Below are 26,330 nucleotides of genomic sequence, written 5' to 3'. Positions count from 1 at the left end.
TTGGCAAAATCCTATGATGAGAGCACCATCCACACCTTGCAGGATCGACTGAATCAGATTGTATCGGAAGTCGAGCTGACTGGTGCCTCTATTGGTGTCATGGTCAAATCCCTTGATCGGGAAGGGGATCAAGCGGTACTGTTTGCGCACGACGCAGACAAGTTGTTTACCCCGGCTTCGAATACCAAAATCTTGACAGTCTTGGCCGCGCTGCAAAGACTGGGTGGGGATTTCCGCTATCAAACGGAGATTTCCTATGCGGGAGAGCTGCATCATGATGGGGTGCTATCAGGCGACCTGGTGATCAAGGGCTTTGGTGACCCAACCCTTCATTCCTGCGCGCCATTTCAAGTTCATGACGGCGTGTCTATTGCGCAAATCGTGGCGGCCATTACAGAGAAAAACATCCGACAGCTTACGGGGAACATCATCGTGGATACGTCCTATTTTGATGAACAACGCCTCGGAGATGGATGGGCGTGGGACTATGAATCAGAATACTACAGTGCCCAGACCAGTCCTTTGTCGTTGAATCGCGGAACCGTTCTGGTAGAGGCTCGTCCGGGGGCACAAGTGGGGGATGCTGTTGAGCTTGCCCTTTTGCCAAATACCAGCTATGTAGAGATTCAATCAGAAGCTAGGACGGCTTCAGCAGAAGAGACAAACACGCTGGAAATCAAGCGGAAACGCGGAACGAACAGCATTATCGTAAAGGGCAATCTACCTCTTGGGGAGGAAGTCTCTCATTCGGTGACTGTAGACGAGCCGCCTTTCTACGTCGGAACGGTACTGAAAGAAGCATTAGCCGAAGCAGGAGTCCTTCTGGCACCTGATTGCAAGGTTGTGGGGGGTGTAGAGCCAAAAGACAGGAATCGAATTGCAGCGCTGGAATCTGCACCATTGAAGGAATTCGCCAAGCATTTGAACAAGACGAGTGATAATCATTACGCGGAAATGCTGCTGAAGACGATGGGCGCGGTTGTAAAAGGTGAAGGCAGCGCGACTGCGGGTATCGAGGTCGTTCGTGAGACGCTGGAGGAATTGGGTGTAAAAGGTCGCTTTGAATTGCGCGATGGTTCGGGATTAAGTCCGTACAATCTTGTATCCCCACGGCAAATCTTGACGGTGCTGGAGGCAATGACCACACAAGCGGAGTATGAAAGCCTGCTCCATTCTTTCCCTATTTCTGGGGTGGATGGAACACTGGAGTCTCGCTTGACTGATAGTCCTCTCTCTCAACAGGTAAAAGCCAAAACAGGTACGCTGACCTCTGTCAGCGGTTTATCCGGTTACGCCACGATGCCATCCGGCGAAAGGCTTGTTTTTTCGATTATGGGCAATCGCTATCCAGGCGAGACAGATTACCTGAAGGCGCAGGAGGATCGGATTTTGTTGGCGCTGGCAGAGGGATCTGCCACATAAGAAGCGGTTGGAATAGCATGAAAAAAGGGCTCCGTTAAGGGGGCCCTTTTCTTATACTATCGGAAAGTGTTGAGTGCGCTAAAGCGCTAAAAAGATTAGCGGAAGATAGTATAAGTGCAACTAAGGCTCCGCCAAAAGCTTGGCGTAGCCAAGTTTTCTAATCCTCACATATTAGGAAAGTTGACCATTTTTACGTGATGAATGTTCCAATACAGTGATTTTTGATCAGCAGTGATCAACTCGGCCATACTGTTTTGGATGCTTTTTAGCAGACCGATTTTTTCAGGGTTGCTCCCCAGATCAAAGACTACGATTCTACCCTCCATTTTTTTCAGCTGTTCTTCAAAGGTACGTGCCAGTTTGATCACAGAGGGACTTACAGGGAGGTTATCTTTGTCCAGGGTGTAGGGAGTTTTATTTTCGGGATAAGGAATAAGCCATTTGAGGTGAAATAAGGGAACAAACAGCGTTTTATGGACCGGTGAAAAGAAACAGAAATAATCCGAGAGCACATTGGTGACATAGCCGTGAATGGATTGATTTCCGGCCACGAAGATCTGAACAAACATCCCTTTTGACTCCATCAGTATTTTCCTGCACGACAAGTCGTTATCCGCATCTATATTGTCATTCGAAGGGCTTGAAATTTGCGTGTCATTTGAAACAAGGCGGATATTTTGAATATGGCCAGAGGGGATGTAGACATAGTCAATACCATCAAAGATGACGATGACATCAAGACCATAATCGATTAATAGTCCTAACAGATTGATCTTGTTTGATATTTCCAGTTGAATGACCTTTCCCACCAGTGAATCCAGGTAACTCACTATTCGTCAATCCTCCCTCGTCCCAAAATTAAAACACAAAGTATTCGGTCCACAGATACAGCATGAGCAAACTCAGAATGAGGCTCGCGGGAATGACGAATAAGGTTACTCTGAGATATTTGCCCCAGTTCATCGGGATCTTGTACTGTCTCAAAGTGTGGATCCAGAGCAGGGAAGCCAAGGTACCCATCGGAAGGATAAGTGAACCTATATCGGCTCCAATCACATTGGCTAAATAAGCAACCTGCATCGTGTGCATGTCTAATCCCATTTCTTTAATAGAAATCGTCCCGATCATAATGGCAGGCAGGTTATTGGCTACATTCGACAGGATCGTAAGCAGAAGACCCATGATGAAAATGGCGTACAGAGGATGTGCCGCAACAGTATCTCCCAAGGTGTTGATAATGATGGAAGTCAAACCCACGTTATGCAGGCCGAAAATGACTACATACATACTGAATGCAAAAATAATGATATGCCACGGACTTTTCTTCACGATATCCATTAGGCCCATTCTTTTCTTGTACCATCGAACCAAGATCAACAAAATAGCACCGATGATAGCGGGCCATTCTGTCGGAACACCAAAAGGAGCGAGGGCAAAGAAGCTGATTCGGGTTAGCACGACTATACTGATACAAATTCGAAACATATGCCAATCTATAGACGCATGTCCATTCGTTTTTGCTCCCAAAGGATGTGGCATTCTTGTTCCGAAGGTTTGCAAGTGCATCTCCTTCTTGCCAATCTTTTCAGTCAGGGAGTGGAAGTTGATGGAGATGTCTTTTTTGAAATAAACATAGAGACCAGCTGCGATACAGACGATTCCAACCATCGAGGGGACAAACATCATGGCAGCATAAGAGTTTAAATCCAGACCTACGATTTTCAGTGCAATTAAATTGGCGAGATTGCTTACTCCGATCGGAGCGCTAGCGGCGGTGGCTACCAACGCTCCCGATATGAGGAAGGGGATTTGCTGATGAGGTTTGACTCGGAGCAAAGTAAGAGTTTGGATGATAATAGGTGTTGTGATGAGGATGCTTCCATCGTTGTTAAAAAAGAGGGTCATTAAAAAACAGAGGAGGTTAATATACCAGAACAGCAAAATGCCGGAGCCCTTTGCTTTCATAGCGAGGTTGTATGCAGCCCATCTGAAGAACCCGATACTTTCCAGAACAATGGACATTACGATCGTAGATAAAATGGTGATGGAAGCACCGGTGACGGTATCAAAAATAGTAAATACGTCGGTGAGGGGAACAAGTCCGATCAATAAAATCGAAGCAGCTGCAATAGAGGTTGGGATTGACTCATTTATTCCATACGGCCTCCACAGGATAAAGATCACTGTGAGCGCAAATATGGAAATCATCAATACGGTCATCGTGCTAATCATTGGTATTCGCCATACTAGTCACAGAGTTCCTCAAAAAAGGCTGGTTCGGGTATTGTTTGACATTGGCTAATTTCCCGGCAGATTGAGGATGGAGGTGTATCTTTGGTTTTGGATCGAACACTTGGGTGCTTTCCTTTTCTTGGTGGAAAGAAACGGGGGGCTTTAATAGCATATAGAGCAAATAACCGCTAGAAATGAATAGGAAGAAACTGATGATCATTCGATTCCCCTCCCTTCATACCTGCTTTTACGAACGACCATATAGAATGACCGGCGCTAACCAAATCTTGCCGTACTGTCTGCCTGAGCGAATTTTTACGTTCAGGTACCATTTATTTTTAAGAGGTTTTTTGGTTATTAAAAAGCCACTTGTTTGTTTCTTTCTATTTTTCGTAACTTTCCATTGTTTTTTCCTGGACTGGACTTTCTTGTTTTGTCGCAGCCGGTTTTTCTGGCTGTTAGAAGGAGGGGAATGATGGGGAAGTCGTTGGAGAGGAAGGGATGCTGAGTCAAGTCTCGATTCGAATGTCATCAGTGGCTCCTTAGTAGGAGAGGGGGATTCGATCGCTCTATCTTCCGGATCCTCTACAAGAAAAGGTATTCTGGTAGGTTCGGGTGCAGGGCTTTTCAATGTGGGAATAGAGCTTGACTTCTGGGTATGATCTTTTTCCTGCGGTATGGAAATAGGGGCTGCCTGTTCGGGTCTGACTGTTATTGGGGGGAGCGCGGCTGCATCTACGGCACTGGCTTTTTGGTCTTTGCTTGAAGTGGAATCCGTTTGTTTGATAGGCGGTGCCACCTTTTCTACGCTAGCGTTCTTCCCTCGATCTTTTTTGTTTTCGATGACTATTCCTTTGTCGTAATCAACTGCTTTTTCCTTCTTGCTCTCCATTGCTTTATCTTTTTTGTTTTCGGCTGCTTTTTCTGGCTTGCTCGTAGCTACTTTTGAATCAATGGTTGATGATTGTGTTTTTTGATGACTATCACGACAAAGAGTATGAATATGATACGTTGCCACCTTAATAAGTTCGTATCCGTCAATCAGATCTATATCCTCTTCGCGCAAGCCGACCAGGACCCCTCGTATACGTTCTGGTCCGCTTTGAATGAGGACGGTCCGATAAATCATTTTCCGCAGGAGCTGCTGAAAATTCTCTGCGTCAAAATAATCACTTAGCGGGCACTGAAGCTGATACACGGGGAAATTATCTAGGCTGTCAACAGCAACGCTTTTCACTTGGTGGAGTGGAAGGTAGAGATGCTTGTCATCTGTGAGGAGTACCAAATAATCATCTTTGACAGCTAACAGTCGCCCAGAATGCGATATTTTTCCGCTACAATGAATACGTACTAGTCTATTGATCAAATAGTTGAAGGAACGAGGATTGGTGTATTTCATTCTTCTCCCTCCAATCATCACGGATGGACAGTGCTACCACATCTATATGCAACTAGGAAAAACGTGCATAGTGAATGTGTCTTCGGTGATTAAAAATCCGCAGAAGCAGAATGTGAGAACAAAAAGAGCCGTATATACGGCAATTTTTGCGTTACACGTCTCTACTTAGTTTTTATCTTTGTTCTTATCTTTATCTTGATTGCTTTTGTCTTGGCTGTTCTTGTCCTTTTCCTGATCGTCTTTCTTTTTCTGACCATAGCTGATATTTCGAATATGGAACGCCAGTATTTTGATCACTTCATTGCCTGCAATGACAGTAATGTGCGAATCATTGGCATCAACCAGAACACCTTCAATTTTTTCCGGGCCGCCACGGTTAATTTGAACCCAATGAAACATCATTTCATTTACAATACTGGCAAAATTATCGACATCGATATGTTTAGGGATAAAGGGTTGGAACGCATTGGGATCTTCTGGTGCGTCGGAATTGTCACGAGTGTCTAAGGTCAGGCTTTTAATGTGATCCGTTTTATAATACAGCATGCCATCATTTTCATTATAGACAACAAAGTGATCGCCTTTCGCCGCTATGAGCTTGCCGATTTTTGACTCCGGGCCGCCTCTGTCGACTCGGATCGATCTGCCCAAAAGCAAATCAAGACTAGCTTTGTCCATATATGATCCCTTCCTCCTAAGAGTTTATTTTTTCTTGTTCTCACGTTTGGCTTTGTCATTGGAGTCCGGCTTCCCACTATCATCCTTTACGTGCTTCTTGTTACCAGCATCGCCTTCTTGAGAGGGGGCTTTTTTTCCGGGAGGTTTGTTACTTCCTGCTTTCTTTTCCGGTTCCTTGCCTTTGCCATTGGAATCGTGTTTCTGCTTGTCATCTGAACCGCGCTTCTTTTTCTCCGGTGCGTTTGCTTCTTGCGTTTCTTTTTTATCTTTATTTTTTTGATCTTCGTGTTTCTTGTCTTTCCCTGGCATTCAATCACCTCCCATTTGCCTTGCTAACCAATGTATGACTTTTGGCGAGGCAGGGTATAAGCAAATGCCATCATGTTCCAGTCTATTTTTTTTTTGTAATTGATAGGTAATAGCCGACCGGGCTTCGACGCGTAACACGATTTTATTGTTTAAAAATTATTTTTTAATTTTTCAGAAAGTTCATATTGATTAATCCCACTAATGGGCATATAATCCAACTAGAGTTATAACTTCAAAAAACATAACATTTTAAAGTTTAGACTTCAGGGATGTTCTGACTATGAAAAACAGGGGGAGAGAGCATTGAGAATCGTAATTGCGGAGGTCATGCACGAAACGAACACGTTTTCGAATGTCCCGACTACGAGGGACCTGTTTGAACTGTGGGAATGGACGAGAGGGGAAGAGATCGTGAACGCGCATAGAGGGGTTCGCGATTTTCTTGGAGGGATGGTCGATGCAGCGGAACAGCGCGGAATTGAGGTCGTAGGGGCGTTTGCTGCCAGTGCGTATCCGGCAGGAACTATCACCAAAGAAACCTATGACGCGCTTCTGGACGAATTGCTTTCGGGAATCGCTGCAGCTGGCAAGGTAGATGCGATCTGCCTGTCTCTGCACGGCGCAGGGGTCGCAGAAGGCATCGATGACCTGGAAGGAGCCCTGATCAAATCCGTTCGTCAGCAGGTAGGCTATGACATTCCGCTGATCGTGACACTTGACCTGCATGGAAATATAACAGAGGAGATGATCACAGAGGCTGACATCCTGCTGGGGGTTCATCTCTATCCGCATACAGATTGCTATGAACGCGGACTGGAAGCTGTAGAGCTGGCAGAAAAAATGGTGAACGGCTCGCTCGTTCCACGCATGTATCGGGCTAAACTCCCATTGATCGTTCCGACTTCTACCACGAATCTCTCCCCAGCAAAAGATATCAACGAAGTCTGCTACAAATGGGAAAAAGAACCAGGGGTGGTGGACTGTGCGTTTTTCCACGGTTTTCCCTACACGGATATTCCAGAATTAGGCGTTACGGTCGTAGCCGTGACCAACAACGATGCTGAATTGGCAAAGCGAGCGGCAGAAGATGTAGCCAATGCGATCTGGGAAAAACGAGAGGAGTTTTCACTGAACATCCTGTCTCCCGAAGAAGGATTGGCCTTGGCGAAAGCAGCGAACGCGTTCCCTGTCGTCATCAATGAAACCTCCGACAATCCGGGCGGCGGGACGCCTGGAGATGGAACCTACCTGCTTCGTGCCATGCTGGCGGCAGATCTGAAAGATGCATGCTTTGGCTTTATCTACGATCCAGAAGTGGCTGCGTTTGCTCATGAAAAAGGAGTAGGGGCTACCATCGAGGTCGAGCTTGGTGGCAAAACGGATAAGCTGCATGGTGAACCGATCAAGCTCAAGGCCTATGTAAAAGCACTGACAGACGGCTCGTTCATCACCTCCTCGCCAATGGGCAAAGGCTCCCCCGTCCATCTGGGCAAGTCGGTACGCTTGCAGGCCAACGGTGTCGATATCCTCGTCTGCTCGGTGAAAACACAGGTGCTCGATGAACAAATTTTCCTTCTACACGGCATCGATGTCACACAGTACAAAATTGTTTCGCTGAAGTCCAGCCAGCATTTCCGTGCTAGCTTTGAACCGATAAGCGCCCAGATCATTACGGTAGACTCACCAGGACTGACTACGCTGAATTTCCAATCCTTTGACTACAAACGCTTGAACAGGCCCGTCTATCCGCTGGATGCTGTCACGCGCTAATCCAACCTGATAGAAAGAAACGATTTTAATAGAAAGGCCATATTTATTGGAATAGGTGATTCGATGGAGAGCTTGCAGGAGAAAATTCGCAAATCATACGAACAATTGACGAACCAGCAAAAATTAGTAGCAAAATACCTACTCGATGAGCCGAATCAAGTTGCTCTTCATCCAGCAAAAGCAATCGGGTCCATGACCGGAACCAGTGAGACTACCGTGATCCGCCTCTGTTATTCTCTTGGCTACTCAGGATATAGCGAACTGCAAAACGAGATCCGCCAGTCGCTGTTGTTTCCGGTGATTCGTGAGAACATTGTGCAAACTTTCCACGACTCTGCTTATGAGTACAAGGATAGCGAGGATGTCATCTCATTTACGATGGAACAGGACCTGGCTTTTATCCAAAAAACCTTGAATGGGTTGGACCGCCGCGTGTTTGATCAGGCAGTTGAGGCTATCATCAAAGCGAAGAAAATCGTCGTGCTGGGAGGGCGGACCAGTTATGCACCGGCCTACTGGCTAGCCTATGCCTTAAATATTGTCAGGGGAGATACGCATCTCTACAGAGGGCAAGTGGACGATGCCAATTATCTGATATCGGAAGCCAATGAAGACTGGCTGATCATCGTTCTGTACTTTCCCCGTTATTTGCAGGAGACGTTGTTTTTTTCCAAGGCAGCCAAAGAAAAAGGAGCGACGATAGTAGGCATAACTGATCATGATTTGTCACCGCTTGGTCCTGTTGCAGATGTACTGCTCAAAGTCTCTACGCCTTCTCCGGCTACTTTGAAAGGAATGTCTGCTATTTTTACGCTGTTGAACGTGCTCGTCAGCGGTGTGTCGCAGGCAGATCGGGAGCAGGTACAAAAACGAATCAAACGGTATGACCAGACCAGCGAGCAGTTCTACCCATTCTTTCAACAAAAAGAATAAAAAGTGAACAGGTCAAAGGGGGCGTATGACATGATGAGATCGAGAAGGCGCAACAGAAGTTTGGCAACGATTGGACTCAGTATTTCCTTGTTGCTTGCCGCATGTTCAACCAACACGAGTGTCACCCAGCAGCCGACAGGCACGGATTCACCAGCTGCTCCACAGCAGCAGGCACAAGCAAAAGAGGGAGGCACACTCGTCATTGCAGCCCCTGTGGAGCCGGATACATTGGACCCGCAAAAAACAACGTGGCTGGATACAACCAACAGCCAACCGTATGATTCATTTTTAAGCCGGGATATGCAAGGGAAATTGGTTCCGCATTTGGCGGAGTCCTGGGAGGTATCGGAAGACGGCAAAGTATGGACATTGAAGCTGCGCAAGGATGTTGTCTTCCATTCCGGTGCGCCGATGACAGCGGAAGCGGCCAAGGTATCGATTGAGCGCTTCGCCCAGATCTCGCCCGTCAAAGACCTGGCAGGACCCATTGAGAAGGTCGAAGCGACGGATCAACATACGGTCAAGGTCTACTTTAAAGAGCCGTTTGCTCCTTTTGCCAACATGCTTCTCGGTACCTTTATAACACCTCTGGATCCCGAGCGTCTGAAAGAAAAAGGTGAGCAGTTCGGAGAAGCACCGCTGGCGACGGGGCCTTTCATGAATCCGGAGATCAAGCGTGGCGCGTCTCTGACGTATGTAAAAAACCCGGATTATAAATGGGGCCAGGTCTACGCGGATAATCAGGGAGCACCTTATGTTGACAAACTGGTATTCCGTTTCCTGAAAGATGACGATACCCGTATTCTCGAATTCAAGAAAGGGACCATCCACATTTTGCAGGAGGTGCCGAGCACCTACATCCAGGAATTGCAAAACGTGCCTGGTGTCAAAATCGAGACTAGCATGGAACAGGGCATGAAGTATTTGGGCTTCAACAACCAGAAGGATATTTTCAAGGATGTACGAGTGAAGCAAGCGATCGCAATGGCAGTAGATCGAGAGCCGATCGTACAATACGCGTTGTCTGGCTTTGCCAAGCCGATCTACGGTCCGCTGCCCCCAACCATTCCGGGCCACAGCGAGAGAATCGAAAACATGGCGAAGGAAAAGTATGCCTACAACGTCGAAAAAGCGAAGCAGCTGCTCGCGGAGGCTGGCTATACCGACAGTAACGGAGACGGCATTGCAGAGAAAGACGGCAAGCCTTTCTCGCTGGAGCTGCTCTTGTCAGAAGATCCCGCCTTGCAGCGTGTAGCGCAAATCCTGCAAAACCAGCTGAAAGAAATCGGCCTGGATATCAAGATCGCCGTGACAGATACAGCTTCCGTAAAGGATCGGGCCATTAAAGGGAATCATGAATTATTCCTTCTGTACTTCGGCTTGAACGATCCGGACATTCTTTATTTGCTGATGGAGACAAACAATTCCAAGCGTGTCCATTACTCCAATCCGAAGGTAGATGAACTTTTGGCTAAAGGACGCACGACCTTGAAAGAGGAAGAGCGAATGAAAGTCTACGAGGAAGCAATGGAAATCCTGGTAAACGATCCGCCATGGGTTCCTCTGTACGTGAGTGAAACCGTAACAGCCACGCGTGATATTGAAGGCTACAAGCTGAATCCATTCACGGGTGATATCCTGTTCGGTGACATCAAGCTCACCAAATAAGGATTCCTGCTATCAAACATGACGAGAAAAAGGGAGATGAGGCTTTTTGCACCGATATCTTTTTCGAAGATTGCTCTCGCTCTTGGGAACGCTTTTAGGCGTCACCATCCTCATCTTTCTGCTGGTGAATCTGATTCCGGGGGACCCCGTGCAGTATCTGCTCGGGGATTACCCTACGGAAGAAGCCATCGCTGCTATGAATGCCCAGCTGGGACTGGATAAACCGTGGTACGCCCGCTATTTCAGCTTTGTCGCCAAGCTTCTGCAGGGGGATCTGGGGACGTCCTACATCACAGGCTACACGGTGTGGCAGGAGATCGAGGATCGCTTTCCGATCACCATGCAGTTGGCTTTGTACAGCATCATTCTGGCGACTGTGATCGGTGTTGTGGTTGGGATGGTCGCTGCGGTGAAGCAGAATACGTGGGTGGATCGGTTGGTAGTATTTTTCTCTCTTCTGGGGATTTCGGCACCAGGCTTTTGGATCGCCCTGTTTTTGATCTGGATCTTTGCCTACCAGCTATCCATTTTTCCGATTTCCGGTTATGACGGGTTCTTTTCGCTCATTCTGCCTTCGATCACGCTTGCGTTGGGTGGGGCGGGGATGATCGCCCGGATGACGCGCTCCAGCATGCTGGATGTGATCAAACAGGAGTACATGCGCACCGCGCAAGCCAAAGGAGCGCCCCGGACGTCGGTCATTATCATGCATGGCTTGCAAAACGCGATCATTCCCGTGATAACGTTGATCGGGATCGAATTTGGATCCCTGCTTGCAGGAGCTATCGTGACGGAGACGGTTTTCTCCTTGCAGGGCTTGGGAAGTCTCGCGATTGAAGCGATAGGCAAGCGGGATCTGCCTACCATTCAAGGAATTGTGTTTTTCTCAGCAGTGTTGTTTGCGTTGACGAATTTGCTGGTTGATTTGCTGTATACCCTGTTTGATCCTCGGATCAAATACGAGTAGGAAGGAGAGTGAAGCCATGAGTGGAAACTTGAGCCAGGTAGAAGTAGCCCATGAGACGCCTCCTCCGATCCGAGCGGTTGAGAATCAGGCAGCGCCTCCTCCTTCATCATATTGGCTACAGGTGGGAAAACGGCTGGTGCGCAACAAAACCGCTATGCTCGGTGCCATGATCTTAATCCTGTTTACGATTGGATGTGCCAGTGCGCCCTTGATCGCTCCTCATCCGATCGATCAGATGAACTTCAAGGATCGACTGATGGGACCTGGAGCTGCGCATTTGCTGGGGACGGATGATTTTGGCCGAGACATTTTTTCCAGGCTGCTGTACGGCGGCCGAATCTCCCTTTTGACAGGGCTGATCACAGTCACGGTCGCCTCCTTGATCGGGGTGACACTCGGGATCATTGCGGGCTATTACCGCAAAGTGGAGCTCTATATCATGCAGGTGATGGACATTATGCTGGCCCTTCCGGCCTTGCTGCTGGCGATTGCCATCATTGCGGTGCTCGGTCCAGGGCTGACGAATGCCATGATCGCTATCGTCATCGCGGTCATTCCTTCCTATGTCAGGGTGGTACGCGCTTCGGTCCTCTCCATTCGTGAAAAAGAGTACATCGAAGCTGTGAAGGCACTGGGAATACGCGATATCGTCATTTTGACCAAGCATATCCTGCCGAATATTCTATCGCCGATCATCGTCTTGATGACCCTGCAATTCGGGACCAGTATATTGGCCGCAGCGGCACTTAGCTTTCTCGGATTGGGTGCGCAGCCGCCGATACCGGAGTGGGGTGCGATGGTGTACGTCGGAAAGGCATTTTTGGGGCAGGCGTGGTGGATGTCCATATTCCCTGGCTTGGCGATCATGTTGGTCGTGCTGGGTTTCAATTTGTTGGGTGACGGGCTGCGCGATGCTCTTGATCCAAAATAACGGAACGGGTAAAGGAGAGGAATGACGATATGAGCTTGCAGGAAAAGCTGGAATATGTGTTGTCAGAAAGTTCAGCAACCTTCGGGGTGGTTGTCAAGCACTTGGTGACAGGAGAAGAGGCAAGGGTTCGTCCGGAGCAATACTTTCAAATGGCAAGTACCTTTAAGGTGCCGATTCTGGCGACACTTTTTCGTGATATTGACGAGGGAACATGTAGCTTGGAACAGCGTTTTCGCTTGACGGAGGATGATTTGGTTCCTGGCTCTGGCGTACTGAAGGAATTTCTTCCTGGAGCGGACGTAGCGCTGAGGGATCTGGCCACGCTGATGATTATCGTCAGTGACAATCTGGCCACAGACAAGATTCTGGAGTTGATTGGTGCCGAACGTGTCGACGCCTACATGAAAGAGCTGGGCCTGCAAAATATCTCGATCAAGCAGAGCTGCTGGGAGCTGCTCAGCGTGGGAGCCGGAATGGGCAGTGAGAAAAAAGGGGCTGAAGGCTTTCATAAGGTGACCGAAGCCTTTAAGACATCCGGCTTCGATTCGGACAGCGTCATTTTTCAACCAACACCGGAAAACAACGTCACCACACCTGCTGACATGAACCAGCTGCTCGAATGGATTGGCACAGGACAGCTTTCCTCACAAGCGGCAAGTGACGGCATTCTCGACATCATGAAAAGGCAGCAGCTGCGCAATCGCATCCCGTACCTGCTGCCGGATCAGACTGTAGTAGCCAGCAAGTCTGGTACGGTCGGCCATGTGGTGAATGATGTCGGTATCGTCTACCTTCCCGAGGAAAAAGGAGCATTTACCATCACGGCTTTGTCTTTTGGCCATGCATCCACCAAAGAAGGGGAGCGCATGATTGCCCGGCTGGCCCAAACCGCCTATGAACATTTCGTAAACGAGTAATGGAATTGCAAGGATAGGGGGCTGCACGATGAAGGAAAAAAAGACAGTGTTGGATATTGATCGGCTCTCTGTGAATCTGAAAACGGAACGAGGTACGTTTACGGCGGTCAATCAAGTCAGCTTTCAGATTGAGGCGGGAGAAACCGTAGCGCTGGTCGGTGAATCAGGCTGTGGCAAAAGCTTGACCTCTCTGTCGATCATGGGACTCATCGCGAAAAAGCTAGGAAAGATTGACGGGACAATCCGTTTCAAGGACAAGGTCCTGAACCAACTTCACGAGCGTGAGATGCGAGCCATACGCGGTTGTGATATCTCCATGATTTTCCAGGAGCCCATGACCTCGCTGAATCCAGTCCATTCAATCGGAAGGCAGATCGATGAGGTATTTCGGCTGCACACGGATGCTACCAAGCAGGAAAGGCGCAATCACACGATCGACGTGCTCAGGAAAGTGGGGATTCCTCGTGCGGAGAAGATCGTCAAGGACTTTCCCCACCAGCTTTCGGGCGGGATGAAGCAGCGCGTCATGATCGCGATGGCGATGGCCTGTCAGCCTGATCTACTGATTGCGGATGAGCCGACCACGGCTTTGGATGTGACGATTCAGGCGCAAATTCTCGACCTGATGAATGACCTGAAGCAAAAGGTGAACACGGCCATTCTGCTGATCACGCATGATCTAGGGGTCGTGGCGGAGATGGCTGATCGTGTCATGGTGATGTACTACGGTGAAATCGTCGAAGAGGCGGATGTACAAACGCTCTTTGCTTCTCCCAAGCATCCTTATACGGTGGGACTGCTTCAGTCGATTCCGAGCTTGGAGAGGGAGAACAGGAGATTGACCCCAATCGAAGGCAATGTGCCGATCCTGGGAGAAGTGCACGAAGGCTGTCCGTTTCTCTCCCGCTGCCCGCAAGCTATCGAAAGGTGCGCGCAGGAAAAGCCGCCCGTGGTCCGTACTGGCAAGCATGCCGTGCGGTGCTGGATGTATGCGGACGAGGAGGTGGCCATATGAGCGAAAATCTGCTGGTCGTAGAAGATCTCAAAACCTACTTTCCGCTGAAGAAAGGTTTGTTTGGACAAAAAACAGGCGATATCAAAGCCGTGGATGGCGTCTCCTTTCAATTGAGGCAGGGGGAGACCTTGGGAATTGTCGGGGAGAGCGGATGCGGCAAATCGACGACGGGACGCAGTATTTTGCAGCTGGTTCGCCCAAGTTCCGGCTCAGTCCGATTCGGCGGAGAAGAGCTGATTTCCATGCCGCATGCAAAACTTCGGAGCATGCGCAATCAGATGCAGATCATTTTTCAGGACCCGTATGCTTCGCTCAACCCGCGACTGACCATTGCGACGATATTGGCGGAAGCTCTTTCTGTTGGAGCCAGACAAGAGGAAACCAATGAGATGAGAGAACGAGTACTGGCGCTCCTGCAGCTGGTTGGATTGAATCCCAATCACGCGGATCGCTATCCGCACGAATTTAGCGGAGGACAAAGGCAGCGCATCGGAATTGCTCGCGCTATTGCCGTGAAGCCAAAGCTCATCGTAGCTGATGAGCCAGTATCCGCGCTGGATGTCTCTATTCAAGCACAAATCTTAAATCTGATGCAGGATTTGCAGGATGATTTGGGGTTGACGTACCTGTTTATCTCGCATGACCTGGGTGTGATCAAGCATATTAGCGATCGCATTGCCGTCATGTATTTGGGAAGAATCGTCGAGATCGCAGACAAGAAGCGGCTCTTTCAGCAGCCGTTGCACCCTTACACGCAAGCCTTGATGTCCGCAGTTCCGATCCCTAATCCCAATCAGAAAAAAGACAGGATCGTACTGGGCGGAGACGTGCCAAGTCCGGCTAATCCGCCGGTAGGCTGTGCCTTCCACCCCAGATGCAGTCAGGCTATGGAGATTTGCAAACGAGTACGGCCCCAGGAGCTTGCAATCGAACGAAATCATGCCGTTGCTTGCCATCTCTACGGGTCACCTGAAAGGAGCGATCATTGATGAAGATCGAGAAAATCGAGGTAAGACGACTGCATCTGCCGCTTAAAAATCCGTTCGAGGCCAGCTTTGGCGTACTGGCAAAGCGTGATTTCCTGCTGATCAGCGCGCATGGCGAAGGGGAGACAGGATATGGGGAAAGCGTAGCGATGCCTTTTCCCTTCTACAATGAAGAGACAACGGATACGATCCACTACATGCTGGAAACCTTCATGATTCCGATGGTGCTGACGAATAAGATTGAGGCTCCGGAGGATGTGAGCCGTCTGTTTGAGCCTATTCGCCGCAACAGCATGGCAAAATCGGCGATCGAAGGAGCCGTTTGGGATTTGTACGCCAAGCAAAAGGGCATTTCGCTTGCCCAGGCGCTTGGAGGAAAACGCAAGGAAATCGATGTAGGGGTAAGTGTAGGGATCGAGCCATCCGTGGAGGATGTGGTGAAAAAGGTTGAGGGATTTGTGGCAGATGGCTACAAGAAGATCAAGGTGAAAATCAAGCCTGGCTTTGATATTGCTTTGATCGATGCCCTGCGAAAACGTTTTGGGGATTCACTGCCGCTGATGGCGGATGCCAATTCGGCATACACTCTCGACCAGATCGACGTGATGAAGGAGCTGGACCAGTACAATCTGATCATGATTGAACAACCGCTTGCTCACGACGATATTGTCGATCACGCTGTATTACAAAAACAGTTGAAAACGCCAATTTGCCTGGATGAGAGTATCCATTCAGCAGAGGATGCCAGACGAGCGATTGAGCTGGGTAGCTGCAAAATCATCAACATCAAGATCGGTCGTGTCGGGGGACTCACGGAGTCCAAGAAAATCCATGATCTATGTGAAGCCCATCAGGTACCTGTCTGGTGTGGCGGCATGATGGAGAGTGGAGTAGGCCGAGCGCACAATATCGCGATAACTTCTCTGTCCAACTTTACGATTCCTGGCGATACGTCTGCGTCCAGCCGTTATTGGGCAGAGGATATTGTCGTTCCCGAGGTGAACTTCCTCAAGCCCGGCATCCTGGGCGTTCCGGAAGGTCCGGGAATAGGCTATGACATCAATTGGCGCGTAGTCCATGCACTGCAGGTCGAGGAAAAAAGCTACACCATGGCAGACGTGACATCATGATTTTGAGGTGAAAGACAGATGAAGCCGGAATTGGAATACGCGATCGTCACATCCGCGACTCGGATGAACGAAATCGAGGACCTTCAACGACAAATATGGGGCGAAAGCAGCGTGATTCCTGTCGCCCAGCTGTTGGCTGCGTCTCACAACGGAGGAGTCGTCATCGCTGCCTATCACGGGGATGTGCCAGTTGGATTTTGCTATGGTTTTTCTGGCTTCAAGCAAGGGAAGTCACATCTTTGCTCACACATGTTGGGAATCCTGCCTGCCTACAGAGATTGGGGCATCGGCAGAAGACTCAAGCTTCTGCAGCGGGAATGGGCTCTGGACTATGGGTACGAGACGATCACCTGGACGTATGATCCTCTGGAGGCTCGCAACGCCTATCTCAACCTGAGCAAGCTGGGGGGCAAGGTGCGGCATTACATGGAGTCTTACTACGGGGAAATGCGCGACGGCATCAACAAAGGATTGCCGTCAGACCGCTTTTTGCTGGAGTGGGAGCTGGATTCCAAGCGAGCCGTTATGGGAATCGAAGGAAGGCAGCACGAAGAAAGCGCCTGGAGGAGCTATCCCAGACTGATCGATTGGGAATACGACGAACAAAAACAGCCTCGCCCGCTCATTAGGGAAGGGCTTGGCGAGCATTCCGGCATCTTGTTATCCGTCCCGGCGGCGATTCATTCCATCAAGCAGGAACATCTCGATGTCGCACTGGAATGGCGTCTTGCTTTGCGCAATATGTGCAAGTCGGCTTTTACGCTAGGCTATACGATCATCGGTTTGCTGAGAACGGAGGAACCGGTGCATGCGTACGTGCTTGAAAAAATCGTCGAGGGGGAAATGTGAAATGACACAATTGGAAGCATTTGCCGGGAAGCTGATGGAAGACGCGAAGCTGCCTGGAGCGTTTATCGGGATCGCAAAGGATGGGGAAATGCAGTACGCTGGAGGGCTTGGGCTTCGCGATCTGGAGCAGCAGGCAGAAGTGACGGAGGATACGGTGTTTGGCATTGGTTCAATTACGAAATCCTTTACCTGCGTAGGGATTATGCAGCTGCAAGAAGCAGGAAAGCTGTCCGTTCACGATGCAGTCGTCACCTATTTGCCAGAATTTCGGACGAAAGATGAAGAGCGGACGAAGCGAATCACGATCGCCCATCTGATGTCGCATACATCCGGCTTGCCGTCGCTGCCGACGCTTTACTATGCGATGAGACGCAGTATGGAGATCGACCCTGCGGTGAAAGAAAATCCGAACAACAGTGTGGACCTCACGGCGCATGAACCGATTGATACGTACGAACAACTGATGGCTTTTATCGCCAGTCTGGACGTAGAGCTGCTCGGAGAACCAGGAACCGAATTCAGCTACAGCAATGATGGCTACGCCCTGCTCGGTGCCATCATCGAGCGCGTCAGCGGACAAACGTATGAAAGCTATATACAGGAGCATATCCTGGAGCCAGCGGGGATGAAGCACACTGTTTTTTTGATCGAAGATTTGGGTGATTATGACAACATTACGACCCTGTACACCAGTAAAAAGGGAGAAGAAGGCAAGGAAGTGTTCGCAGCTCCGCTCTGGTGGGATGCGCCGTCGATGCGTGCAGCCGGCTTCATAAAGTCTACGGGACGCGATATGCTCGCTTACGGTGAAATCTTCCGTACGGGCGGTTTGGTGGGAGAGCGACGAATTTTGTCCGAGGACAGCGTCCGTCAGATGATTGGCAACTATGCGGGTTTGGAGCCAACACGTCACTACGGTTACGGCTTTATGGTCACACCGGATTTCCGCGGCGGGACTTTGATCGAGCATGGAGGCGCGATTAAAGGAGTGGCGGCACAGCTTTGTATCGTACCCGAGCAGGGGATCACCTGTGTCATTCTCACCAACCTGGATGGTTCGCCATCTACAGAGCTGTTGGCAGCGACCTTGAATACGGCACAAGCTCTTCCGGTGGAAGAACCGATCGTGCTCTATCCTGATTATCCGGTGTCAGCAGATGCCCTGAATGAATTTATCGGCGAGTATAAGTCCGGCGAGGGTGAAAAAGTCCAGGTCTCCTTGAACGAAGCGGGCTTGGAAATGCAACTGCAAGGCATGACGTTCTCGTTGCGGCCTGTAAAGGAAGACAGCTTTGTCTTTAAAATGGGTACGGGACTGGAGAAGTATATCCGTTTTATTCGCGCGGAGACAGGCGATGTCAGCCGGGTTTCCTTCCATTTCCGTCAGCTCATCAAGCAAAGCGATCAGGACCAGCTTGCTTGACGACCGCATTTCGCAGAGACTTTTTTAATCAAAAAGGAGGCACGAAATGAAGACCAAGGCGTGGGAGCAAACATTTGAGACGTTTGCCCAGGAGCTGCTCGATGAGCTGAAAGTGCCGGGTGCCGTCGTCGCTGTCGCCAAAGACGGAGAGCTGATCTATGAAAAGGGATTTGGCTACCGCGACCGCGAAGCGCAATTGCCGCCTGATCTGGATACCGTATTTGGCATTGGTTCGATTACAAAATCGTTCACTTGCGTCGCGATCATGCAGCTGCAAGAGGAAGGAAAGCTGTCCGTCCACGATCCAGTAGTGACCTACCTGCCGGAGTTTCGTACACCGGATGAAGAACATACGCGAAAGGTCACGATTCACCATTTCATGACCCATACACCGGGCCTCCCGCCGCTGTCGTCGCTCATCCCGGCCATGCTGCGCAGTATGCAAGACGATCCGGCTGCAGAAGAGCTTTTGAAGCATCCGGAGTTTGCGGGAAAAGAGCCGATCGACACCTTTGAGCAATTGATGGCTTACATCGGGGATCAACCCATCGAATTGCTGGGGCCACCTGGGACCGAATTCAGCTATTCGAACGACGCCTTTGGACTGTTGGGTGCGATCATCGAGCGTGTAAGCGGCAAATCCTACGAGGATTATGTGAAGGATCATATTCTGCAGCCGCTCGGCATGGAGCGCTCGGTCTTTTTCGTAGAGGAGCTGCATGATGACAATCACTCCGTCCTGTACTCGACGAGAGAGAAAGACGGCGTAAAGGAAGTGTACCGGGCTCCGATCTGGTGGGATTCACCCTCCATGCGGGCGGCTGGTTTTCTCAAGGCATCCGCGCGTGACATGCTCCGATACGCAGAGCTATACCGGACAGGAGGGACAAAACTCCTTACGCCAGAAAGCGTGACGCAAATGGTTTCGCCCCATGCCAAAGTGGATGCCCTGCGCAGCTATGGATACGGTCTAGGCATGCTCTCTTTTGCGGAAGGAGTGACGCTCATCCAGCACACGGGGGGGTTGAAGGGCATTACAGCGCACATGCTGATTTTGCCTGAGGCAGGTCTGACAGGCATCCTATTGACCAACGTGGATGATGCCCCGATTACGGAGCTGACTCTGGGCCTGTTGAACAGCCTCTTCGATCGCCCGTTAAAGACGCCATTTGCGACCTTTGCCGATTACGAGGTTCCACTTGCCAGGATGAAATCTTACGCTGGGGCGTTCAAATCGGGGGAAGGCGATGAAGTGACGATCCAGCTGGATGAGGAAGCAGGTCAGCTGCACATCCAGATGGGAAAAGAAACGTTGCCGCTACGTTCGATTGGGGAGGATGCATTCCTCTTTACTCGTCGAGAGATCGATACGCTCGTCCGTTTTGTACGAAATCAAGACGGTGAGATCAAGCGCTTTGCCCTGGGTTCGCGCCAACTGCCCAAAGTGGAATCATGATCAGAAGTGAGAGGACGGATGGTTCATGAAAGTATTTATTTCATTGGATATGGAGGGCATCTCGGGCATTAGTGAGTGGGAGGATGTCATTCCGGGTCGACGCCATTATGAGGCAGGTCGGCGTCTTTTGACACAGGATGTAAACGCGGCGATCGAGGGGGCTTTGGAAGCAGGGGCTACGCAGATCATCGTGAATGAATCGCATGGTCCGATGAACAATCTGCTCTTGGAGGAGCTGCACCCTGCGGCTGACGTGATCCGTGGCTTTTTCAAGCCACTCTGCATGATGCAAGGCATCGATGACACATGTGACGCAGCATTTTTCATCGGCTATCACGGAAGGGCAGGCTTGGGTGAGGCTGTGCTCAACCACACATTGTCCGGTGTTGCCATCCATCGCCTGGTCCTGAACGGAAAAGAAGTGGGGGAAGCAGGGTTGAATGCCGCGATCGCAGGAGCCTTCAACGTGCCAGTCGTCTTGGTTACGGGCGATTCGCAGACGGCGCAGGAAGTAGAGGCTGATATCCCGGGCGTCCATACAGTCGCAGTCAAATCGGGCATTACCGGACTATCCTCTCTCGCTATGCATCCGCAGCGGGCGCGAGAGCTGATACGCCAGACGGCAGAAGAGGCGCTGCTCAACAGAAGCAAGGTCAAGCCGATTGAACTGCCAAAGGTCAATACGATTGAAATCGAATTTACGAAGTCGCAGTTTGCCACAGCGGTTAGCTGGATGCCGGGAGTAGAGCTGATTGATGGACGTACGGTGCGCTACCAGTCCGATGATATGGCCAGCATCATGCCCGTCGTGCAGGCGATGTTGTTGCTTACAGGTCAGGTAAATCGCATGATTACAGGTACGTAACGAAAGAAGTGTAAACAAAAGGTGCTGTCCCAAGGTTTATCGAGGGCAGCACCTTTTTTGCCAAATTTTCACGGTTTCGCATGCAGGATAGGGGTGAGCTGGTCTGTATGTAATGCACAGTGAACGAGTGTCTTTACAGCGATTTTCATGACATCCTCGTCGATGTCGAACCTCTCATGATGATGACCAGCTGCGAGAGTTGTGCCAAAAATCAGGTAGGAAGCCAGACCGCCTTGCTGCTGGACGCGTTCCATCATGAACGTAGCATCTTCAGAACCGAGAGCGGATTGGAGATCGATGATTCGCTTGACACCTGGCACCTGCTGGGCCTGATTTCGGATATAGGGGATCAGCGCTTCACTCGGTTCGGCACTTTGGGCGCCACCTTGTACGAGGACCGTTTCTTCCACGCCGTACATGACTGCGGTGCCTCTGATGACGTTCATGGCCTGCTCAACCATGTAGGCATTGATCGTTGAAGTCTCCCCTCGCGTTTCCAGTTTGAGGGTAGCTGAGTCGGGGATGATGTTTCTGCCGCTGCCTGCAGTCAAGACACCGACATTGATGCGGGATGCGCCACCGCTGTGCCGGGAAATTCCGTGAAGATGCAGGGCCGCGGCCGCGGCAGCCAGCAGAGCGTTCTTTCCTTCCTCCGGTCTGGCGCCAGCGTGGGCGGCGACCCCACGGTAGGTGACGTCGAGCTTGGTCGTCGAGAGGAAGCCATTTGCACCACAAACGACTTCTCCCAAGGAAGGGCCAGTTCCGATGTGGCAGGCAAAAAAGAGGTCGACATGGTCAACAACTCCTGCCTCGACCATCGATTTGGCGCCACGTACGCCTTCTTCTGCGGGTTGGAAGATAAGCATCACTCTGCCGTTCAAATGCTCGCGCAGCTGCATGAGGATGCGGGCCAAGCCGAGTCCGATCGTGGTGTGGGCATCGTACCCACAGGCTTGCATCATGCCGGAATTAATCGATCGAAAGCCGGTTGCTTCCGGCAGGTGCTGCTCATTGCTTGATTCTTCGAGGTCCAATGCGTCCATGTCAAAGCGAAAAGCGACTGTAGGACCAGGCCTGCCTGTTTCAAGAATCCCTGTGACCCCGGTAAAGCCACCTTGGAAACGTGCGACCCACTTGGGATCTGCACCTTGCTCCAACGCCCGCTTTTCCTGCTCCTGCAAGAAAGCTAGTGGAGGAACGCCCATACGCGCATGCTTGTGGATCACTTCTTTTCCGGCTTTGACCTCATATCCCCAGTCGGACAGGAGGCCAGCGACTTTGGCTGCAGTCCGATATTCAACCCAACCGGACTCAGCGTATTTGTGAAAATCTCTTCGCCATTCTACCAAGGTAGGGTAGAGGAGGTCGACGTCATCCAGCCAATGCGTTTTCATGTTCGATTCAACTCCGATCCAGTTTCATCTCAAAGGATATCCATTGCGATAAATTTAGGAAAAAGTCCTTAAATGGAAGTACTAATTCGCTGTGTGCGAATGAAATCCTCTAGTTGATTTTGAAAAGAGTCTAATCAGCAATTGACATAGGTGGAAAATTTGACATATTATTCTCAATAATGAGTAAATATCTGGTTATTTAGGAATGTTTCCTTAATGGGAGGGATCGCGATGGAGGATGTCTTTGCTTTTATTGAAAACAATAGAGAAATGTACCTCACCTGGCTGCAGGAAATCTGTCGGCTGCCAAGCGTGGCAGCACAAAATCGGGGCATGAAGGAAACAGCCGAAATGGTGGAGAAGATTCTGAAGGAATTGGGTGCCGAGACATTGCAGGTGTCCACTTCGGGCTATCCTGTCGTGTATGGATTATTTAATCCGGATAAATCCAAAATCCTTTCCTTTTATAATCACTATGACGTTCAACCAGAAGACCCTATTGAGCTGTGGGACTCCCCGCCATTTGCGGCGGAGATCCGAGACGGTCGCGTCTATGCGCGAGGGGTAGCGGACAATAAAGGAAATCTGATGGCGCGATTGGCTGCCGTACACGCCTATCAGCAGGTTCGCGGTGAATTGCCCCTTCAGGTCAAGTTCATCGTCGAGGGAGAAGAGGAGATTGGAAGTACCAGTCTGGAAGAATTCGTTCACCAGCATAAAGAGCTGCTCCACGCGGACGGCTGCATCTGGGAGTTTGGGTACAAGAATGCCGATGGACGTCCACAAGTGAGTTTGGGCGTAAAAGGAATGTGCTATGTGGAATTGACTTGTCGGGGCGCCAACACAGATCTACATTCCGCGAATGCCGCCATTATCGAAAATGCTGCATGGCGACTGAACTGGGCTTTGTCCACCTTGAAAACCCCCGATGAAAGGATTCAGATTGAAGGATTTTATGACCGGGTAGCCACTCTCTCGCCGGAGGATTATGAAGCGCTGGACCAGATGATCTACAGCGAGGAGAGCATGCTCAAGAACCTGGGCTTGGAATCCTTCCTGCTTGATTTGTCCGGACTTCCCTTAAAGGAAAAGCTGGTCTTTCAACCGACGTGTACGATTTGTGGAATCGAATCCGGCTATACGGGAGAAGGCACGAAAACGGTGCTTCCATCTGTCGCGCGTGCCAAAATTGATTTTCGCCTCGTTCCGAATCAGGACCCGCATGAAATTTTGCGCTTGCTACGGGAGCATCTGGACAAGCATGGCTTCTCCGATATCGAGATAGAAGCTTACTCGCTCGATTATCCGGCTCGTACCGAGATCGTCAATCCCCTGACAGCAAGTGTACGGGATACGTGCATCGAGGTATACGGAATGGAGCCTACTCTTATGCCCATGTCGCCGGGCACAGGACCCATGTACGTGCTATGCCAAAGCATCGGTGTTCCTGCTGTCTCCGTTGGGGTGGGTAATTTTCAGTCTAATAATCACGCACCGAACGAGAATATATTTGTCGAGGATTACATCCAAGGAATCAAGCATATCGCAGCCATCATGGAGGATTTCGCCAAACGGGATCTCGATTGACGATTGGAGTTGCGTTGCATTGATGGTCTGCCATTTTCGTTTGGTGGAGCACGGAATACCCCCGCTGTCTCATGTGCAGCGGGGGTATTTGATGTGGATAGAGAGCAGGAGGATCAATGGAACAGCTTGTAAACCTTTCTCGGTCGACCTCGACCGTTTGGTTGCTCGATCCGAACGTGGCTGGCAAGACCGGAATGTTCCATTTCCTGCAAAATCCGGCGTGCATTTCGCTCTGTCATTTTCAGAAAGCGGGCTAATTCCTGAGGTGTCACTTCTCTGACACCGTATTGCTTGGTGAATGCTTCCATGCGTGCAAGGAGCATCGGGCTGAGAGAGAATTCCTTGATCATGCTCTCCCAATGGTCATTGCCGTGTTTCTTCGGCTCTAAGGGACCATGCAGGCTGCCGTCTTCTCTAACTTCAAAAATGCCGGATACAGGAGAGTACCTGGCGTGTTCGAGGGCGGCTTGTCCGTTTTTTCTGGCGAGATGGACATTCAGTCCATAGCCGATTCCTATTTTGGCTTCGACAGATAGCATTACTTTGATATTTTGCAAAAACTCATAAAGGCTCAGCTTTTGATTCAAGTTGGCAAGCTCGCCACTCGTCGTATACAGGAGAAAAAGGTTTGGTGTACTGGGGTATAGAGCGCCGTTTGCCTTTTCAGCCAGATCGAGCAAATCGTAGTAGAGCTGCAAGCGCAACTTCTCCGATTCGTTGGAAAAGCCCTGTTCACTCTCCACAGGGTAGGTGACCTCGATGGCCATGATGACGACGGAGGAGAGCTGATATCTTTCGGATTTGAGTCGCTGCTCAATTATTTGCAAGGTTTGGCGCAAGACGGAGATGGGAGGGCTTACGCGATAGACGGGAAGTCCTTGTGCCCGCAGTTCTTCATAGACACTGTGGATACAGGTGACGATGATGTCTGCCTTTCCTGCGTCCCAGATCGTGCGATGATGCGCAAGAATCTGACTGGCATCGAGATAGCCGACGTATCCGTAGGTTGTGATCGGAATATCTGTAAGATGCAGTTCGTTCATGGTTTCATCGATTTCATTTTGCAAAAATGTATCAAAGCTGATTCCGGCAATCGGAGTGCGTTCTCGAAAGACACGAAATAATACATTAGTCAGGCCGCGTCCGTTCAAAGGCGGATAGGCCGCATTCTTAGCTGTCACCCATTCTTGTTCGACGCAATAAGAGTAGGGGACAGGGCCGGAAAACAACCAAAAATCGATGCGGTGCCGATTGTTCAAAATAAGTTCTCTGCACTCTTCTATGCGCGAGTAGGGAAGCGGGACGGGCTCGAATACATTTTGTTGCTCGCAAACTCCTGCTATGTATGCAACTGAATCTATGGGACCGATGATCGCAAGTCTATCCAAAGAGAAGGCCTCCTAATGGGAAACTGTTGCCTGTAATCGTATCTCGTTTAACATAAAAGGAAAAGCCTCCTTTTCCGCGATTGCTTGAAAGGGAGGCTTGTTTGTGTAGCTGATGCTTGTCAGCTTGCCTGACATGTTACATCCAGGAATCCGGCAGCAGCTCGCCGGTCGCTACGAGCTTGGCATTTCCCTCCATAAAGATGTCGCGGGAAACACCGCCTGCCAATTCATAGGAAATCGTAAGCAAACCTCCTCGTGTTTGCAGGTACACGGGCAAATCGGGATCGACCACTTCCATGATTCCAGCGATAATGGCTGCGGCTGTCGATCCTGAGCCGCATGCGTACGTTTCCGCCTCTACACCGCGCTCATACGTGCGAATCTGAAGGGTTTGTCGGCCGATTACTTCGATGAAATTCACGTTGGTTCCTTGAGGGAAAAGCTGCTCGTTATAGCGAACCTGTTTTCCCCACTGTATAATCTGCTGATCGTCGATCTTGGCTAGCTCTTCGACAAACCAGACTGTATGTGGAACCCCGACAAACCCGTAGTGGTAGTTCGTCGCTGGACCGCCGGGCGGATAGGGCTGGTGAAGCTTTAATTCGTCTAATAAGACGTCTGGAAACTTTACTTTCACCGTCTGCTTGTTGTCAAAAATTTCTGCTTGATACACCCCGGCCAGCGTCTCAAACGTCATCGTGTCCTTGACCGCTCCGGCAAGGTAAGCAAAGCGGGACAGGCATCTCGCACCGTTGCCGCACATTTCTCCTTCGCTGCCGTCTGCATTGAAATAGCGCATCTTGAAGTCCGCGAGATCTGAGCTTTCGAGCATCATAAATCCGTCAGCGCCCAATGAGGTGCCCCGTGAACAGATGTTTTTGACAAAGGTGGAAAGCTCGAAGCCATCCATGATTTGCTCGCGGTTGTCGATGACGATGAAGTCATTGCCACAGCCATTCATTTTTGAAAAAGGAATCGTTTTTGCCGTCATGTCCGTGCACTCCTTCTACA

General features: G+C 50.1%; 23 protein-coding genes. 15 read left to right on the top strand and 8 right to left on the bottom strand.

The window, feature by feature from the left end; genetic code table 11:
- A complete protein-coding gene (gene dacB, locus JZI27_RS07355) occupies nucleotides 1-1,422 on the top strand; it encodes a D-alanyl-D-alanine carboxypeptidase/D-alanyl-D-alanine endopeptidase (protein WP_280207179.1) in 1,422 nt (473 codons plus the stop codon).
- 164 nt (nucleotides 1,423-1,586) lie between these two features.
- On the opposite strand, the gene JZI27_RS07350 is transcribed toward dacB, so the two are convergent.
- The 5 genes from JZI27_RS07350 to JZI27_RS07330 all read right to left on the bottom strand — a co-directional run bounded on the left by JZI27_RS07350 (nucleotide 1,587) and on the right by JZI27_RS07330 (nucleotide 6,040).
- Nucleotides 1,587-2,252, bottom strand: coding sequence for a DUF2642 domain-containing protein (locus JZI27_RS07350; protein WP_280207178.1), 666 nt, complete (start codon nucleotides 2,250-2,252; stop codon nucleotides 1,587-1,589).
- A gap of 28 nt (nucleotides 2,253-2,280) precedes the next feature.
- Nucleotides 2,281-3,651, bottom strand: coding sequence for an arsenic transporter (locus tag JZI27_RS07345; RefSeq protein ID WP_481752802.1), 1,371 nt, complete (start codon nucleotides 3,649-3,651; stop codon nucleotides 2,281-2,283).
- A gap of 250 nt (nucleotides 3,652-3,901) precedes the next feature.
- Nucleotides 3,902-5,053: a hypothetical protein gene (locus JZI27_RS07340; protein WP_280207177.1), complete on the bottom strand. Its 1,152-nt coding sequence runs from the start codon at nucleotides 5,051-5,053 to the stop codon at nucleotides 3,902-3,904.
- A 165-nt stretch (nucleotides 5,054-5,218) separates the two neighbouring features.
- Nucleotides 5,219-5,731, bottom strand: coding sequence for a hypothetical protein (locus tag JZI27_RS07335; RefSeq protein WP_280207176.1), 513 nt, complete (start codon nucleotides 5,729-5,731; stop codon nucleotides 5,219-5,221).
- Between the two features lie 24 nt (nucleotides 5,732-5,755).
- Nucleotides 5,756-6,040: a hypothetical protein gene (locus tag JZI27_RS07330; RefSeq protein ID WP_280207175.1), complete on the bottom strand. Its 285-nt coding sequence runs from the start codon at nucleotides 6,038-6,040 to the stop codon at nucleotides 5,756-5,758.
- A gap of 303 nt (nucleotides 6,041-6,343) precedes the next feature.
- Here JZI27_RS07330 and JZI27_RS07325 point away from each other — a divergent pair, with 303 nt between their 5' ends.
- The 13 genes from JZI27_RS07325 (at nucleotide 6,344) to JZI27_RS07265 (ending at nucleotide 20,950) form a co-directional block, all read left to right on the top strand.
- Nucleotides 6,344-7,810 carry a M81 family metallopeptidase gene (locus JZI27_RS07325; RefSeq protein ID WP_122907839.1) on the top strand — a complete coding sequence of 489 codons (1,467 nt, stop codon included), beginning with the start codon at nucleotides 6,344-6,346 and terminating at the stop codon, nucleotides 7,808-7,810.
- A 63-nt stretch (nucleotides 7,811-7,873) separates the two neighbouring features.
- Entirely contained in the window at nucleotides 7,874-8,743 is an 870-nt protein-coding gene (locus tag JZI27_RS07320) for a MurR/RpiR family transcriptional regulator (protein ID WP_280207174.1), read from the top strand.
- A gap of 30 nt (nucleotides 8,744-8,773) precedes the next feature.
- Nucleotides 8,774-10,411, top strand: a complete 1,638-nt coding sequence (locus tag JZI27_RS07315) for an ABC transporter substrate-binding protein (protein ID WP_280207173.1) — start codon at nucleotides 8,774-8,776, stop codon at nucleotides 10,409-10,411.
- Nucleotides 10,412-10,457: 46 nt separating this feature from the next.
- Nucleotides 10,458-11,378, top strand: a complete 921-nt coding sequence (locus JZI27_RS07310) for an ABC transporter permease (protein WP_280207172.1) — start codon at nucleotides 10,458-10,460, stop codon at nucleotides 11,376-11,378.
- Between the two features lie 16 nt (nucleotides 11,379-11,394).
- The gene (locus JZI27_RS07305; protein ID WP_251243107.1) at nucleotides 11,395-12,309 is read left to right on the top strand and encodes an ABC transporter permease; all 915 of its coding nucleotides are present in this window, start codon (nucleotides 11,395-11,397) and stop codon (nucleotides 12,307-12,309) included.
- 29 nt (nucleotides 12,310-12,338) lie between these two features.
- A complete protein-coding gene (locus tag JZI27_RS07300; RefSeq protein ID WP_280207171.1) occupies nucleotides 12,339-13,226 on the top strand; it encodes a class A beta-lactamase-related serine hydrolase in 888 nt (295 codons plus the stop codon).
- 28 nt (nucleotides 13,227-13,254) lie between these two features.
- Entirely contained in the window at nucleotides 13,255-14,241 is a 987-nt protein-coding gene (locus tag JZI27_RS07295; protein ID WP_280207170.1) for an ABC transporter ATP-binding protein, read from the top strand.
- On the top strand, nucleotides 14,238-15,230 hold the full coding sequence (locus tag JZI27_RS07290) for an ABC transporter ATP-binding protein (protein WP_280207169.1): 993 nt from the start codon (nucleotides 14,238-14,240) through the stop codon (nucleotides 15,228-15,230). The genes JZI27_RS07295 and JZI27_RS07290 overlap by 4 nt, the downstream gene beginning before the upstream one ends.
- Nucleotides 15,230-16,357: an o-succinylbenzoate synthase gene (gene menC, locus JZI27_RS07285; RefSeq protein WP_280207168.1), complete on the top strand. Its 1,128-nt coding sequence runs from the start codon at nucleotides 15,230-15,232 to the stop codon at nucleotides 16,355-16,357. The genes JZI27_RS07290 and menC overlap by 1 nt, the downstream gene beginning before the upstream one ends.
- A gap of 18 nt (nucleotides 16,358-16,375) precedes the next feature.
- Nucleotides 16,376-17,206, top strand: coding sequence for a GNAT family N-acetyltransferase (locus JZI27_RS07280; RefSeq protein ID WP_280207167.1), 831 nt, complete (start codon nucleotides 16,376-16,378; stop codon nucleotides 17,204-17,206).
- 1 nt (nucleotide 17,207) lies between these two features.
- Nucleotides 17,208-18,629 carry a serine hydrolase gene (locus JZI27_RS07275; protein ID WP_280207166.1) on the top strand — a complete coding sequence of 474 codons (1,422 nt, stop codon included), beginning with the start codon at nucleotides 17,208-17,210 and terminating at the stop codon, nucleotides 18,627-18,629.
- Nucleotides 18,630-18,675: 46 nt separating this feature from the next.
- Nucleotides 18,676-20,085 (top strand): serine hydrolase domain-containing protein, encoded by a 1,410-nt coding sequence (locus tag JZI27_RS07270; RefSeq protein WP_280207165.1) that lies wholly within the window; start codon nucleotides 18,676-18,678, stop codon nucleotides 20,083-20,085.
- A gap of 25 nt (nucleotides 20,086-20,110) precedes the next feature.
- Nucleotides 20,111-20,950, top strand: coding sequence for a M55 family metallopeptidase (locus JZI27_RS07265; protein WP_280207164.1), 840 nt, complete (start codon nucleotides 20,111-20,113; stop codon nucleotides 20,948-20,950).
- 68 nt (nucleotides 20,951-21,018) lie between these two features.
- Here the strand turns inward: JZI27_RS07265 and JZI27_RS07260 are convergent, their stop codons facing one another.
- A complete protein-coding gene (locus JZI27_RS07260; protein ID WP_280207163.1) occupies nucleotides 21,019-22,344 on the bottom strand; it encodes an amidohydrolase in 1,326 nt (441 codons plus the stop codon).
- A gap of 231 nt (nucleotides 22,345-22,575) precedes the next feature.
- Here JZI27_RS07260 and JZI27_RS07255 point away from each other — a divergent pair, with 231 nt between their 5' ends.
- Complete coding sequence (locus JZI27_RS07255; RefSeq protein WP_280207162.1) at nucleotides 22,576-23,931, top strand: M20/M25/M40 family metallo-hydrolase; 1,356 nt, start codon at nucleotides 22,576-22,578, stop codon at nucleotides 23,929-23,931.
- Nucleotides 23,932-24,044: 113 nt separating this feature from the next.
- On the opposite strand, the gene JZI27_RS07250 is transcribed toward JZI27_RS07255, so the two are convergent.
- Nucleotides 24,045-25,319: a helix-turn-helix domain-containing protein gene (locus JZI27_RS07250; protein WP_280207161.1), complete on the bottom strand. Its 1,275-nt coding sequence runs from the start codon at nucleotides 25,317-25,319 to the stop codon at nucleotides 24,045-24,047.
- Between the two features lie 136 nt (nucleotides 25,320-25,455).
- Nucleotides 25,456-26,310: a diaminopimelate epimerase gene (gene dapF / locus JZI27_RS07245; RefSeq protein WP_280207160.1), complete on the bottom strand. Its 855-nt coding sequence runs from the start codon at nucleotides 26,308-26,310 to the stop codon at nucleotides 25,456-25,458.
- Between the last annotated feature and the right edge of the window lie 20 nt (nucleotides 26,311-26,330).

The organism is Brevibacillus sp. AY1, from assembly GCF_029870785.1.
GTDB classification, from domain to species: domain Bacteria; phylum Bacillota; class Bacilli; order Brevibacillales; family Brevibacillaceae; genus Brevibacillus; species Brevibacillus invocatus.
The sequence above is the reverse complement of the archived record's forward strand: the minus strand, read 5'-3'. Positions and strand labels throughout refer to the sequence as shown.